Raw genomic sequence first — 14,673 nt, 5'->3', positions numbered from 1 at the left:
CTTGTAAAATGCCGCCCATCAGTAATATGGGTAACAAAAGTTTCTATAACCTTGTAATAATAAAACACAATAACATTTGGAGAATAACGGTGAGAAAAACAAAAATAGTTTGTACGATTGGTCCAAAATCAGAATCAAAAGAGATGTTAACAAAATTAGTTAATAACGGCATGAATGTAATGCGTCTTAACTTTTCTCATGGTGATTTTAATGAGCATGGTGGTCGAATCACAACTATTCGTGAAATTTGCCAAGAAACAGGCAAAAACGTAGCTATATTACTAGATACTAAAGGCCCTGAGATCCGCACGGTTAAACTTGAAAATGGCAATGACGTAATGTTAACGGCTGGTCAAGAGTTTACACTAAGCACAGATCAAACAATCGTAGGCAACAACACTATCGTTGCTGTAACTTACGAAAACTTAACCAAAGATCTTGTTGTAGGTAACACAGTTTTATTGGATGACGGTTTAATCGAAATGACGGTAAAACGCATTACTGATGTAGATGTTATCTGTGAAGTGATGAATACTGGTGAGTTAGGCGAAAACAAAGGTGTTAATCTTCCTGGTGTGAAAGTGCAACTCCCAGCGCTTTCTACTAAAGATAAAGGCGATTTAATATTCGGCTGCGAACAAAACGTAGACTTTATTGCGGCTTCATTTATCCGTAAGAAAGAAGACGTTTTAGAAATCCGTGAACTATTAAAAGCGAACGGCGGCGAAAAGATTCAAATCATCTCTAAAATTGAAAATCAAGAAGGTGTTGATAATTTTGATGAGATTCTAGCGGTTTCTGATGCAATCATGGTTGCACGTGGTGACTTAGGTGTAGAAATTGCTGTTGAAGAAGTTATTTTTGCACAAAAAATGATGATTCAAAAAGCTAATGCTGCGCGTAAACCAGTTATTACCGCAACACAAATGCTTGATTCAATGATCAAAAACCCTCGTCCAACACGCGCAGAAGCGGGTGACGTTGCCAATGCTATCTTAGACGGTACTGATGCGGTAATGCTTTCAGGTGAAAGTGCTAAAGGTAAATACCCTGCAGAAGCAGTTGCAATTATGGCAACTATCTGTGAGCGTACTGATACCGTTATGCCTGCAAAAGCTGATATTAAGCAAACAAATCTACAAATCACAGAAGCGATCTGTAGTGGCGCGGTTAAAAATGCTGAGCAACTTGCTGCAAAACTTATCATTGTTGCAACTGATGGCGGAAAGTCTGCACGTTCTTTACGTAAATACTTCCCAACAGCAAAAATCCTTGCGTTAACAAGCAATCAAAAAACGGCACAACAGCTTTCATTAACCAAAGGTGTTTCAGCGAAGGTAATTGCAAAGCAAGATACAATGGAAGCTTTCTATCAACTTGGTATGGACATGGCTAAAGAACTTGGCTTGGTTGTTGCCGGTGATCGTGTAGTAATGGTTTCTGGTGCGCTTGTTGATTCAGGTACTACAAATACTTCTTCTGTACATGTTATTGTTTAATAGCTAATAATGCTAATTTCAGTAATTAACTGCTCGATTTAGACGCAGTAACATTAGTCAATTTGTGAACAATAAAGCACCGTTATATACGGTGCTTTTTTTGATGCATTTTTCCACACAAATAAAATCCCCTCCCGCACACTATTTTGTATATAATCCCCACTCTTCTTTTCAATGGCATCTAAGAATATGAATTTTAAAACCTCCTTTTTATATTTCTTTAAACCTATTTTTTGGGGCCTAATCATTGCATTGTTCATTATTTATGGTTCTAAATTAGGTGTCAATTTAACGCATTTATCCGGCGATGATAACGTATCCAGCTACAGTATAGCGGTCAAAAAAGCTTCCCCGGCAGTAGTAAACATTTACTCTCAGCAATACATCGATTCGAGTATTGATAATAAGCAACACTTACAACCGACCGGATTGGGCTCTGGTATTATTATTGACAGTAAAGGTTATGTGCTAACCAATTTTCACGTTATATCCAGCGCCGACCAAATTTTGATTGCCCTACAAGATGGACGCTTTTTTACTGCATCTGTTGTCGGTAGTGATATCGTCACCGACTTAGCGGTGCTAAAAATTAGTGGCGCGAATCTGCCGGTTATCCCACAAAATACGAACTACCAGCCACAAGTAGGCGATATTGTACTTGCCATAGGTAATCCCTACAATTTAGGCCAGACCGTCACTCAGGGCATTATCAGTGCCACGGGTAGAAACGGAATGAGCTCTTCAGGGCGGCAGGATTTTTTACAAACAGATGCCGCCATTAATGAGGGTAACTCTGGTGGTGCGCTGATTAATAGTCGAGGAGAATTAGTTGGTATTAATACTTCTGAATTTTACAGTAACAACCAAAATTCAAGCAGCGGCATTAGCTTCGCTATTCCCTATCAACTTTCACAGCGGATAATGAAAAGCCTTATCATGCACGGTCGCGTAATACGAGGTTCATTAGGCATTATTGCTGAAAATTTAGATCCGCTGATTGCCCGTCTTTGGGGGTTAAAAGCACAAAATAGTATCGTGATAACAAAAGTACATAAAGGCGGCCCTGCTGCACTTGCTGGTGTTAAAGAGAATGATATTCTGCTGAAAATTGATGCTATTGGATTCGATACGCTAATTGCGGCAATGGATAAAGTGGCAGAAATAAAGCCAGGAACCAAAGCCAATCTTACTTTATTACGTAAAGGGAAGAAAATAGAAGTGGAAGTGGAGATCGGGGAGTTAAGTAATATACAAACTATGCCTGAAAATTAAAAAGCAGCGAAAGGAGAGGCGTTAAGCTCCTCCTCTCTGGAATATCACTAATCTTCGATACGTTTCATAGTTGCACCAAGTGGGATTAATTTATCTTCAATCGCCTCATAACCACGGTCAATATGGTAAATCTCATCAACAATTGTCTCCCCTTCTGCAATGAGTCCAGCAATGACTAGGCTGGCCGAAGCACGCAAATCGGTCGCCATCACTTTGGCTCCGGTTAATTTATCATGGTCACCACAAATTGCTAGATTACCTTCCAGCTCAATATTTGCGCCCATACGCTGTAGTTCAGGAACATGCATAAAGCGGTTTTCAAAGATATTCTCTTTAATGCGTCCAGTTCCGGGTGCTACGGTATTTAAAACCGTAAATTGAGCCTGCATATCTGTTGGGAAAGCAGGAAAGGGTGCAGTAGTAATATTGACTGACTTTAATTGTCGGCCAATCATATCCACTTCAATCCAATCTTTACCCGTGGTCACTAATGCGCCAGCCTCTTCAAGTTTCATCAGTACTGCGGATAATAAATTAGGATCTGTATTAAGGCACTTAACCTTACCACCACTAACCACGCCCGCTACCAAAAATGTTCCCGTTTCTATACGATCAGGTTGCACTTGATAGCTACAATCACCTAAAGATTCAACGCCTTCAATAGTGATAGTATCTTTACCGGCTCCTGATATTTTACCGCCCATACCATTAATGAAATTCGCTAAGTCAACAATTTCAGGTTCTTTAGCTGCATTTTCGATAACGGTGATACCTTCAGCAAGTGCAGCCGCCATCATCAAGTTTCCAGTCCCCGTCACACTAACGAGATCCATATAAAGATGAGCACCTTTTAAACGGCCATCAACACGCGCTTTAATAAAGCCGTCTTCAACTTTAATGGTTGCTCCCATCTGCTCCAATCCACTGATATGTAAATTTACCGGGCGTGCGCCAATAGCACATCCTCCAGGCAATGAAATATCAGCTTCACCAAATCGGGCAACTAACGGTCCTAATGCTAAAATAGAAGCGCGCATACTACGTACCAACTCATAGGACGCAGTATAATTTTTCACGCCAGAAGCATTAATAAACACCTCATGGCCTTTCTGTGACGCCTGCGCGCCCAACTCTTTTAAAAGCTCTAGTGTTGTTGATATATCTTTAAGTAGGGGAACATTAGTTAAATGAACATCACCTTTTGATAATATCGTTGCAAACAGAATTGGTAATGCCGCATTTTTGGCGCCGGAAATGCTGACTTCCCCTTTTAACTGGCAACCACCTTGTATTAAAAACTGACCCATCTAACTATCCTTTCCACTTACTAAATAAAATGTTTTTGCTTTTGCCATTCATCTGGCGTTAATGCTTTAATCGTCAATGCATGAATGGCATTGCTTGCTATATCTTCGGTTAACGGAGCGTAAATAATTTGCTGCTTTTTCACTCGACTTAAACCGCAAAAAACATCGCCAACGACAATTACTTGGAAACTGCCACTTTCCCCTCTCACGATACACTCATCGAGCACCAATGCTTGTTGTAATTTTTCTTTGATTATATCAATATTCATTGAGCACCTTAGGACTTAAAAATAAAACTTACCCCGTATAAATGGGATAAGACTAATGTTTTTTTTGAGACGCCTGTAAAACGTAAATCTGAATAATTACTTTTAATTTGCACTAAATAGGCGAGACCAGCCGAGTCTATATTTATTAATTGCTGTAAATCAACAGTATTAATATTACAATAACGACTGATATCATAAAAACATTTAGCCGATAATTCACTCAACTGTAAGCGACCAGTTAATGCTATTGTCTCGTTATTTACACTGTTAGTCACGAGGAAAACTCACTGTTTTTCTGTTCTAATAATTTAATAACGTGATCAATCCCTTTTTTATGAATCATTTCATTCAGTTCAGACTGCTTAGTACTGAGCATGCTGATCCCCTCTGCTATCACATCAAAGACTTTCCACTCTTCTGTTTTTGAGTTTTTACGCAACTTAAACACTAATTGGGTTAACTTATTATTATGATCGTGGATGTTAACCGAAATTGAGATAATTTTCTTATCTTGAAAATCCTTGTTATCTAATATATCTATCTCTTGCTGTTTATATTCAAGCAATATGTGTCCATAGGCATTTATTAAATACGCTTTAAATGCCTCTACAAATTCATTACGCTGTGCCGCCGACGTTTCTCCTAAATAACGCCCCATCACCATATACGCAGCATACTTATAATCCAAATAGGGAATCAACTCTTCCTCCATGACTACCTTGATATAATCGGGTTCACTTTGTAGGCGAGTCTGATCCGCTTTGATACGCGCAAAGGTATTAATTGAAACAGTATGCATAACTTGATTAGGATCGCTCATATTAATAGTCGCGTTCAAAGTAAAACTAACAAATAGCAGCGTGATAGCGGTAAGTAAAGTACGCATACTTATTCCTTATTGATTGAATAGATAAATTGCCCGATAAGATCTTCAAGTACCAGCGCTGACTTCGTATCTTCAACACGGTCACCATCTGCTAACATGCCGATATCATCATCAATAAAACCAGGTTTAATACCAATATATTGCTCTCCCAATAGACCTGAAGTTAAAATAGCCAATGAAGAGGTCTCGGGATAAAAGCCTTTATTCTCAAACATCGCCAAACGGACACGGGGTGTATAGTTTTTTACATCCAAGGTAATCTCTTCTACTCGCCCGACCACGACACCACCTAGCTTAACAGGAGATCTCTCTTTTAAACCGCCAACATTTGCAAAACTGGCATAAAGTGTATAACTACGCCCTTCTCCACGTAAAGAAAGCCCGGAAACACTAAAAGCTAATATTGCGAAAGCAAGCATTGCAGCGATAACAAATAATCCCACCCATAATTCCAATTTTTTCTGTGACATATTACATTCCAAACATAAAAACAGTTAAAATAAAGTTGACGGTTAAACAATACTAGTCCAGTCATAACAGACTGAAAAAGTTAGCCACCAAACATTAAAACAGTTAAAACAAAATCCATTGCCAATACCAATAAAGATGATACAACAACCGTTTGTGTCGTTGATTGACTGATGCCCTGTGCATTCGGAACCACATAATAACCATTATAAAGTGCAATCCAAGTTATCAAGATGGCAAAAACGACACTTTTAATCACGCCATTAAACACATCTGGCAAATACTCCACACTGCCCTGCATCACCGACCAGTATGCGCCGCCATCAACGCCCTTCCAAGTGACGCCAATAATATACCCACCCCAAATTGCAATCACATTGAATAATAACGTAAGCATAGGCAAAGTAATAATACCGGCAAACAGGCGAGGGGCAATTACCCTTTTGTATGGAGAGACAGCCATCATTTCCATACCAGCAAGTTGCTCTGTGCTTTGCATCAAACCAATTTCAGCGGTTAAGGCCGAGCCAGCACGTCCAGCAAAAAGAAGCGCTGCAACAACCGGCCCTAATTCTCGTAATAAGGATAGTGCAACCATGCTACCTAAGCTATCCTCTGCAGCATAATCAACTAATACATAATACCCCTGCAGACTTAACACCATACCGATAAACAGACCTGCGGTTAAGATAATAGGCAAGGATAATATACCTAGCTGAAAAATTTGCTCAGCAATCAGGGATAACAACTTAGCATGCGGCTTACCCCAGATCGTACGCCAAAGCATCAAGCAGCAGCGACCAATAATGGCCAACAATCGCAAATTAAATTGCCCAACAGAACGCACGTAAGCGCTAATCATTTATTCACCTTTTGTAAGTCCACCGTAAAATCTTCAGCTTGAAAATGAAAAGGCACGGGGCCATCACTTCGACCATGTAGAAACTGCTGCAGTAATGGATTATCCGTTTGTTGCAATAGTAAATCAGCAGGACCCTGCGCTATTATCTTTTTATCGGCTAAAACATAAACATTGTCAGCAATTGATAATACTTCATTAACATCATGAGAAACGATAATAGAAGTCAAACCAAGCGTTTGATTAAGTTGCTTAACTAAATTAAGTAACACATTCATAGAGATAGGATCTTGCCCCGTAAAAGGCTCATCATATAATACCATTTCCGGATCCAATGCGATCGCGCGAGCCAAGGCTACACGCCTTGCCATCCCCCCTGAGAGTTCATTTGGTTTTAAATCCTTAGCGCCGCGCAGCCCCACCGCCTCTAATTTCATTAACACCAAAATGGTAAGCAAAGACTCATCAAGTTGGCTGTGCTCGCGCAGCGGAAACGCTACATTTTCAAAAACTGATAGGTTATTAAACAGTGCGCCGCTTTGGAATAACATGCCCATTTTTTTACGCGCAGCGTATAATTCCTTATTAGAGCAGTTATTAATAACGAGCCCATTAAAGACAATCTCGCCACTATCGGCCGGAAGTTGTCCACCAATTAGCTTCAACAACGTTGTTTTACCGATGCCGCTAGGACCTAAAATAGCAGTTATTTTTCCACGCTCAAACTCAAAAGACAAATTATCAAATAATAATCGATTATTTCTAGCAAAGCTGAGGTTTTTGATCACGAGATGTTCTGATTTTTTCATCAATAATAATTTCTTAATATTGCAAATAAGAACAACAGTGTAAAGTTATGGCCTTTTTTATACAATTTTTTAATAACAGAACAGCCAACTAAATTGACAAAAAGTGAAATATTTACACTTTTTTCTACCAATTGCTTAAAATTCACCCACTACAGTCGGTTAACTCTTTATTTTTTAACGGAGAACCGAGACAATAGATAAACTGACAATCTTAGCTCGCGTTACAGACTGCATTTTGCTATTTTGCCTTACAAACAGTTAACATTTCTAGATTCGCGCCACCCTATTTTGTTAGGAAATAAAATGATCACAACACCTTATGGTGAAATTAGCGCAGAAAACTATCAACGCGCAGAAAAAATAAAATTACTCATTTGCGATGTAGATGGCGTATTTTCAGATGGGCGCATCTATTTAGGAAACCAAGGCGAAGAACTAAAAGCGTTTCACACTAAAGACGGCTTTGGTATTAAAGCCGTTTTAACTCTAGGTCTTGATGTTGCCATTATCACGGGCCGTCAATCAAAGATTGTCGAAAACAGAATGAAAGTGTTGGGTGTTACTCATATTTTTCAAGGCCAAGAAGATAAACTAAGCGTATACCAATCTCTGTTAGCGGCGCTTAAATTAAACGCTCAAGAAGTCGCCTATATCGGCGACGATGTGGTTGACTTGCCCGTTATAGAAGCATGTGGTTTAGGTATAGCAGTAAACGATGCGCATCCTTTGGTTTTACAAAGCGCGGATTTAATCACTCGCACGAAAGGTGGTTTTGGTGCAGTACGCGAAATTTGCGATCTTTTTTTACAATCTCGCCAGCAGCTTAATAACACTCAGGGTAAAAGTGAATAAATGAATAAGCGCCAAACGATCCCATTTATTTTATTACTATGCGCTTTTTTGCTGTGGTTATATTTTAAACCAGCAGTGGTTTTACCTGAATTAGAAAAACAGCAGCCAAATTATATAGCTTATAACGTGAGCAGTACCCATTTTGATGAGATGGGTGCCATTGGACATGAGTTGTTTGCCGACAAAACCACTCACTTTACTGAAAAAGGTATTACTCTTTTTGAAAATCCCAAAGTGATTATTTATATCGAAGATCGACAAACCAAAAGATCGACAACGTGGCAAATAAGCAGTAAAGAGGGGATCCTTTATGAGCAAAACAGATTAATATTAGCCAATGAGGTCCAGGTGAAAAACCTCAGTCTAGATCAGCTTGTACAAACAATGTCGACAGAAAAACTAACCATACTACTGGATAAAAAAGAGATCAGCAGTGACCAATTGGTTACTTGGCAGGGTCCACAAATGCAACAACAAGGGGTTGGTATGTGGGCTTCTCTAATCACAGAAGAATTAATTGTAAAAAATCAAATTAACGCGGTATATCATAATGAAGAAAACTAAAACCAAAATAACACTACTATTCAGCTTATTACTTTTTTCATTTTCAAGTGTTGCGCTTGAGTCTGATTATGACAAACCCATTCACGTGAGTTCAGTCAGCCAGAACGCACAAATGAAAAAGAATACAGTGGTATTTCTAAGCGATGTGTTACTAACACAGGGCTCTATTAAAATAACGGCCGACAAACTTACCGTTATTCGTCAGAAATTACCAAATCATGAAATAATGATAGCGGAAGGGACAGAAGGACGTATTGCCGCCTTTTATCAGACTCAAGATGATGGCAAACCTTTTGATGCACAAGCAGATAATATTAATTATGATATTGGCAAAGGGAAAATAACACTAACAGGTAATGCACAAGTCAAGCAGCTTGATAGCCAAATTAACGGTTCTGTCATTATTTACCTTCTAGACAGTAAAGAGTTGATTGTCAGTACTGGGGACGATGAAGGCGGACGAGTTAATACTGTTTTTTTACCAGCTCAATTTGAAAAAGACAAAACGGAGACGACTCAAAATAATAGCTCCGAAATAAAGAAGAATAATTAAAATGGCTGAATTAATAGCAAAAGATTTAGTAAAAAGCTACAAAGGTCGCACGGTCGTTAATGGTGTCAATTTAACGGTTAAGACAGGCGAAATTGTTGGTTTACTGGGGCCTAATGGGGCAGGTAAAACCACCTCTTTTTACATGGTAGTCGGTTTAGTTAAGCAAGATGAAGGGTCGATTGTTATTGACGGTGAAGATATTTCTCATCATCCAATGCATATTCGCGCGCAAAAAGGAATCGGTTATTTACCACAAGAAGCCTCTATCTTTCGCCGTTTAACGGTCACTGAAAATATCATGGCTATTTTGCAAATTCGCAAGGAATTAACGACTGCACAACGTAATGAAAAATTAGAATCTTTACTTGAAGAGTTCCATATTACTCACATCCGTAATAATAAAGGCATGAGCCTATCCGGTGGAGAACGGCGCCGCGTCGAAATTGCGCGCGCACTTGCAACCGAGCCTAAGTTTATCCTCTTAGATGAACCTTTTGCAGGCGTTGATCCTATCTCTGTTATTGATATTAAAAATATTATTCAGCAACTGCGTGATCGTGGGTTAGGCGTCTTAATTACAGATCACAATGTACGCGAAACATTAGATGTGTGTCAGCATTCCTATATAGTTAACCATGGCGAAATTATTGCAATTGGGACGCAAGACGAAATATTAGCAAACGCTCATGTAAAACAAGTTTATCTAGGTGAAGAATTTAAGTTATAGCGTATAGTTAACCACTTAACATAGTGGCATTGCTTAGCATGAGGAAGAAAGTGTTTTGATGAAACAAGGCTTACAGTTGAAGATGGGTCAGCAACTTTCAATGACCCCACAATTACAACAAGCAATTAGGTTATTGCAACTTTCGACTATTGAATTGCAGCAAGAAATCCAAAATGCACTCGATGAAAACCCATTGCTTGAGCAGGGTGATGACAACACAATGGAAGCTGTTACCACAGAGCAGGATAGCAGCCAAATAGATATCTCTGAAGCGATTACAAAACAAGAATTTTCCGATAATTTGCCCGATGAAAGCAGCTGGGAAGAGTCCTATACTCCACCTCCAACGACCACTATATCCTCAGGTCGCTCTAGTTATGATGGAGAGGACACTGTTTACCAAGGCGAATCTTCAAACACGCTACAAGATCACCTAATTTGGCAAATGCAACTAACCCCCTTTTCGGAAACTGATATACTGATTGCGACTGCTATCATCGACTCAATTGATGAATCGGGTTATTTAACTACGAGCTGTGACTCTATTTTAGAAAGCCTATCCCCTGAAGTCGATGATCTTGAATTAGATGAAATTCTCGTTGTATTAAAGCGCATTCAACATTTTGATCCTGTTGGTATCGCAGCACGTTCAACACAAGAGTGCCTGCAAATTCAGCTTCGCCAATTGCCTCCACAGACGCCTTGGTTAAATGAGGCATTAATGGTACTTGAACTGCATATGGATCTGCTAGGTAATCGTGATTACCGCACATTGGCACGAAAAACCAAGCTAAAAGAAACGCAATTAGCCGAGGTGATGCGGCTAATTCAAAGCATGGAACCTCGCCCAGGCAACCAAATTGAAGATAGCCAAGCACAATATATAATACCCGATGTGTACGTTAAAAAAATTTCAGGGCAATGGCGTGTCTCCTTAAATCCCGATTGCGATCCTAACCTTTCAGTTAATCAGCACTATGCCGATATGTGCAAAAGTAAAATAAGTAAAACTGATTCACAATTTATTAAAGGCCATTTGCAAGAAGCAAAGTGGTTTATTAAAAGCCTGGAGAGCCGTAACGAAACCTTATTAAAAGTATCAAACTGTATCGTGCAGCAGCAACAAGCCTTTTTTGAATATGGTGATGAAGCGATGAAACCGATGGTTTTAAATGATGTTGCATTTGAAGTGGAAATGCATGAATCCACTATTTCTCGGGTCACCACACAAAAATTTATGCATACCCCCCGGGGTATTTATGAACTTAAATTTTTCTTTTCCAGCCATGTTGCTACAGAGAGTGGTGGCGAATGCTCATCGACAGCAATTCGAGCCTTGATTAAAAAACTCGTCAATGCAGAGGTGGCGACAAAACCCTTAAGTGACAATAAGATAACCCTATTACTTGAGGAGCAAGGGATTCAAGTTGCGCGCCGAACTATTGCCAAATACCGCGAGTCATTAGGTATCCCACCATCAAATCAACGTAAACAGTTGCTTTAATATTTGATTAACATTAAGAAATAGTGATTTCTTGATAGTTATTCACGAGCAAACTGCTACACTCGCGCGATTCTTTTACACTGACTTAAATAGAATAAAATATGAAAATATCGACTTTATTAACTCAAGACTCTGTTTTTAGCAAAGTTAATTGCACCAGTAAAAAAGGCGCATTAGAAAAAATAAGCCATATTGCAGGTGAAAAATTAAATATTGATCCTCAGATTTTATTTACTAATTTAATCGCACGTGAAAAAATAGGCTCTACAGGGGTAGGTGCAGGTATTGCTATCCCGCATGTAAAAATTGATAGTAGCTTACCCGCTACCGCTGTTTTTATTCAATGTGAGACTGCGATTGATTACGATTCATATGATGGTAACAAAGTAGATCTATTATTCGCTATTTTTGTGCCTGAAGACCTTTGTCAGCAATATCTTGTCGCGCTGTCGGAGATCAGTAAAAAACTATTAGATAAACCTTTTTTACGTCAATTAAGAAACGCGGAAAGTGATCTCGCTCTTTTTAAGTTATTACAGGCTGAATAGAACATCAATTGGAATTGCAATGAAATTAATCATCATTAGTGGACGCTCTGGATCGGGAAAAACAATCGCGCTGCACGTGCTTGAAGATTTAGGTTATAACTGCATTGATGGTGTCCCTTTCCAGCTACTTGAAGAACTGATAGATACCGTTGATGCTAAGCATAATAAAGTAGCAATCAGTTTAGATATCCGTAATCTACCGACCAAATCTGCTGATATTGAGCAACTGCTGAGTGACATAAAGCGTAAAGTTGAGATTGAAATCATTTATCTGGATGCAATTAGCAGCGAATTAATCCGCCGCTATAGCGAAACAAGACGACTTCACCCCCTCTCCAAACAGAAATTATCTTTATCTCAAGCGCTTGAACTTGAAAATGAACTACTGCAACCAATCCGTGACTGTGCAGCGCTAACCATAGACACAACAACACTTTCAATTCATAACTTAAATGAACGTTTAAAAATACATCTACAAGGGTCAACAAAAAGCAACTTACTGATTATATTTCAATCTTTTGGGTTTAAATATGCACATCCAGAGGATGCTGATTATATTTTCGATGTGCGCTTTTTACCTAATCCACATTGGGTGGCAGAGCTACAGCCCTATACAGGTTTAGATCAGCCAGTAAAAGAGTACCTCGATTCACACCACTTAGTGAAGCAGACAATTAGCCAAATTGAATACCTTTTCCAGTCTTGGTTACCTCACCTTGAAACCAATAACCGCAACTATGTTACTATTGCAATTGGTTGTACTGGAGGTAAACACCGCTCGGTTTATGTCACAGAACAGCTAGCAGCACGCTTTAAGGCTAAATACCAAGTGCAGATTGAACATAAGTGTTTAAAAAGGTAACAAACAGATGGATATCATCAAACAAACAATTACAATACAGAACAAATTAGGGTTGCATACACGTGCAACGATTAAGCTTGTTGAATTGGTAAACTCTTTTGATGCAACGATTACAATACGTCACCAAAATAAACAAGCAGATGCCGATAGTGTGCTCGGTTTGCTGGTTTTAGAAACCTGTTTTGGCCAAGAAATTGAAATACTAGCAAAGGGTAATGAGGCTCAGAAAGCGATGTCTGCCGTCACTAAACTGATAGAAGATAAATTCTTTGAAGAGTAACTTTTAAAATAGCACTATTAAAATAGAACCAAGGGAGTCACCCTATGCTGGAAAATACCGATCTGCAAAATGCCCAGCAACGCCTCCAAGAAGTCAATAAAGCCCTATCAAGTGGACTGTTTGTTCGTGCTCGTAGTATTCTTGAAAAAATGCCTGCTTGTGATGTTGCCCTGCTGCTGGAATCATCCCCCCCTGCTAATCGTAAAGTCCTATGGAATTTAACCGATCACGATCAGCAAGGAGAAATTCTTGAAGAACTAAATGAAGATGCAAAAGATGGCATCATCAACTTAATGGGGGCAGCAAATTTAGTCGCCGCTACAGAAGGAATGGATACCGATGATCTTGCCTATATTTTACGTGGTATTCCAGATAGTCTTTATCAAGCCGCGCTACAACAAATGGATGAGCAAGATAGACATCGTGTAGAGCAAGCACTCGCTTATCCCGAAAACACCGCTGGCTCGATGATGAATACCGACACCATCACCCTACGCCCAGATGTCTCTATCGATGTTGTACTGCGTTACTTACGTTTAAAAGGTGAGTTACCAGAAGCAACCGATACCCTGTATGTGCTCAATGAAAATGATCAATTAATTGGTGATGTTCCCCTTGCAACACTGCTAACGGTTGATCCATCACTGTCCATTGAGCAGGTAATGAATAATAGGACAGAAACCCTACGCGCTGAAATGGACGAAGGTGAAATAGCCAAATTATTTGAACGCCATGATTGGATCTCTGCGCCTGTCGTTGATGAAAACAACCATCTACTAGGGCGGATAACCATTGATGATGCGGTTGATATTATACGTGAAAATGCCGAACACTCGATGATGGGTATGGCAGGTATGGATGATGATGAAGATACTTTTGCCCCTATCCTACCGAGTGCCAAACGCCGTACTGTTTGGCTGTCAATAAATTTAATTGCGGCATTTATTGCCGCATCTGTGACTAATATGTTTGAGGCCACATTAGATCAAATGGCGACATTGGCGGTGCTCATGACCATCGTACCAAGCATGGGCGGCATTGCAGGCAATCAAACACTCGCGCTGGTTATTCGAGGCCTTGCGGTTGGCCACATAGGCAGCAGTAATACGAAATGGTTAATCGGCAAAGAAGCTGCCATCGGTGTATTGAACGGTTTAGTTTGGGCACTGTTGGTGGCAACCGCTGTTACCCTATGGAAGGGTGATATAACTGTTGGTTACATTATCGCTGGGGCGATGTTTATCAATCTCTCTGCAGCAGGGATAGCGGGTGTTACCATCCCGCTAATTATGCATAAATATAAAATAGATCCCGCGCTGGCCGGTGGTATGGCATTAACCACCGTCACTGATGTCATTGGTTTATTTTCTTTCTTGGGGATGGCAACACTCGTATTACGCTTAGAGTAGCGCGC

The 14,673-nt window shown here is 39.7% G+C and carries 18 protein-coding genes; 11 read left to right on the top strand and 7 right to left on the bottom strand.

Annotated features, from left to right (window positions below):
• The first annotated feature begins 89 nt into the window (after positions 1–89).
• Entirely contained in the window at positions 90–1,499 is a 1,410-nt protein-coding gene (gene pykF / locus KSO91_RS00490; protein WP_238740239.1) for a pyruvate kinase PykF, read from the top strand.
• 189 nt (positions 1,500–1,688) lie between these two features.
• Complete coding sequence (degS, locus tag KSO91_RS00485) at positions 1,689–2,771, top strand: outer membrane-stress sensor serine endopeptidase DegS (RefSeq protein ID WP_238740237.1); 1,083 nt, start codon at positions 1,689–1,691, stop codon at positions 2,769–2,771.
• A gap of 47 nt (positions 2,772–2,818) precedes the next feature.
• Here the strand turns inward: degS and murA are convergent, their stop codons facing one another.
• The 7 genes from murA to KSO91_RS00450 all read right to left on the bottom strand — a co-directional run bounded on the left by murA (position 2,819) and on the right by KSO91_RS00450 (position 7,369).
• Positions 2,819–4,078: a UDP-N-acetylglucosamine 1-carboxyvinyltransferase gene (gene murA, locus KSO91_RS00480; RefSeq protein WP_238740235.1), complete on the bottom strand. Its 1,260-nt coding sequence runs from the start codon at positions 4,076–4,078 to the stop codon at positions 2,819–2,821.
• A gap of 20 nt (positions 4,079–4,098) precedes the next feature.
• On the bottom strand, positions 4,099–4,347 hold the full coding sequence (locus KSO91_RS00475) for a BolA family protein (protein WP_238740233.1): 249 nt from the start codon (positions 4,345–4,347) through the stop codon (positions 4,099–4,101).
• Positions 4,348–4,355: 8 nt separating this feature from the next.
• Positions 4,356–4,622 carry a hypothetical protein gene (locus tag KSO91_RS00470; RefSeq protein WP_238740231.1) on the bottom strand — a complete coding sequence of 89 codons (267 nt, stop codon included), beginning with the start codon at positions 4,620–4,622 and terminating at the stop codon, positions 4,356–4,358.
• Complete coding sequence (locus KSO91_RS00465) at positions 4,619–5,233, bottom strand: MlaC/ttg2D family ABC transporter substrate-binding protein (protein ID WP_238740229.1); 615 nt, start codon at positions 5,231–5,233, stop codon at positions 4,619–4,621. Before KSO91_RS00465 ends, KSO91_RS00470 begins: the two co-directional genes overlap by 4 nt.
• Positions 5,234–5,235: 2 nt before the next feature.
• Complete coding sequence (gene mlaD, locus KSO91_RS00460; RefSeq protein ID WP_238740227.1) at positions 5,236–5,703, bottom strand: outer membrane lipid asymmetry maintenance protein MlaD; 468 nt, start codon at positions 5,701–5,703, stop codon at positions 5,236–5,238.
• Positions 5,704–5,783: 80 nt separating this feature from the next.
• Positions 5,784–6,563 (bottom strand): lipid asymmetry maintenance ABC transporter permease subunit MlaE, encoded by a 780-nt coding sequence (gene mlaE, locus KSO91_RS00455; protein ID WP_238740225.1) that lies wholly within the window; start codon positions 6,561–6,563, stop codon positions 5,784–5,786.
• Positions 6,560–7,369 (bottom strand): ATP-binding cassette domain-containing protein, encoded by an 810-nt coding sequence (locus tag KSO91_RS00450; protein ID WP_238740223.1) that lies wholly within the window; start codon positions 7,367–7,369, stop codon positions 6,560–6,562. Before KSO91_RS00450 ends, mlaE begins: the two co-directional genes overlap by 4 nt.
• A gap of 303 nt (positions 7,370–7,672) precedes the next feature.
• Between KSO91_RS00450 and kdsC the strand changes: the two genes are divergently transcribed.
• The 9 genes from kdsC (at position 7,673) to mgtE (ending at position 14,668) form a co-directional block, all read left to right on the top strand.
• On the top strand, positions 7,673–8,221 hold the full coding sequence (kdsC, locus tag KSO91_RS00445; protein ID WP_238740221.1) for a 3-deoxy-manno-octulosonate-8-phosphatase KdsC: 549 nt from the start codon (positions 7,673–7,675) through the stop codon (positions 8,219–8,221).
• Complete coding sequence (lptC, locus tag KSO91_RS00440; protein ID WP_238740219.1) at positions 8,222–8,785, top strand: LPS export ABC transporter periplasmic protein LptC; 564 nt, start codon at positions 8,222–8,224, stop codon at positions 8,783–8,785.
• On the top strand, positions 8,772–9,338 hold the full coding sequence (lptA, locus tag KSO91_RS00435; protein ID WP_238740217.1) for a lipopolysaccharide transport periplasmic protein LptA: 567 nt from the start codon (positions 8,772–8,774) through the stop codon (positions 9,336–9,338). The genes lptC and lptA overlap by 14 nt, the downstream gene beginning before the upstream one ends.
• A gap of 1 nt (position 9,339) precedes the next feature.
• A complete protein-coding gene (gene lptB, locus KSO91_RS00430) occupies positions 9,340–10,065 on the top strand; it encodes an LPS export ABC transporter ATP-binding protein (protein WP_238740214.1) in 726 nt (241 codons plus the stop codon).
• A gap of 58 nt (positions 10,066–10,123) precedes the next feature.
• Entirely contained in the window at positions 10,124–11,569 is a 1,446-nt protein-coding gene (locus KSO91_RS00425) for an RNA polymerase factor sigma-54 (protein ID WP_238740212.1), read from the top strand.
• A gap of 101 nt (positions 11,570–11,670) precedes the next feature.
• Positions 11,671–12,117, top strand: coding sequence for a PTS sugar transporter subunit IIA (locus KSO91_RS00420; RefSeq protein WP_238740210.1), 447 nt, complete (start codon positions 11,671–11,673; stop codon positions 12,115–12,117).
• A gap of 19 nt (positions 12,118–12,136) precedes the next feature.
• On the top strand, positions 12,137–12,979 hold the full coding sequence (rapZ, locus tag KSO91_RS00415) for an RNase adapter RapZ (protein WP_238740208.1): 843 nt from the start codon (positions 12,137–12,139) through the stop codon (positions 12,977–12,979).
• A gap of 7 nt (positions 12,980–12,986) precedes the next feature.
• Positions 12,987–13,259 (top strand): HPr family phosphocarrier protein, encoded by a 273-nt coding sequence (locus tag KSO91_RS00410; RefSeq protein ID WP_238740206.1) that lies wholly within the window; start codon positions 12,987–12,989, stop codon positions 13,257–13,259.
• Positions 13,260–13,303: 44 nt separating this feature from the next.
• Complete coding sequence (gene mgtE, locus KSO91_RS00405) at positions 13,304–14,668, top strand: magnesium transporter (RefSeq protein WP_238740205.1); 1,365 nt, start codon at positions 13,304–13,306, stop codon at positions 14,666–14,668.
• The last annotated feature ends 5 nt before the right edge of the window (positions 14,669–14,673 follow it).

This window comes from Psychromonas antarctica (assembly GCF_022267535.1).
Lineage (GTDB): Bacteria > Pseudomonadota > Gammaproteobacteria > Enterobacterales > Psychromonadaceae > Psychromonas > Psychromonas antarctica.
The sequence above is the reverse complement of the archived record's forward strand: the minus strand, read 5'-3'. Positions and strand labels throughout refer to the sequence as shown.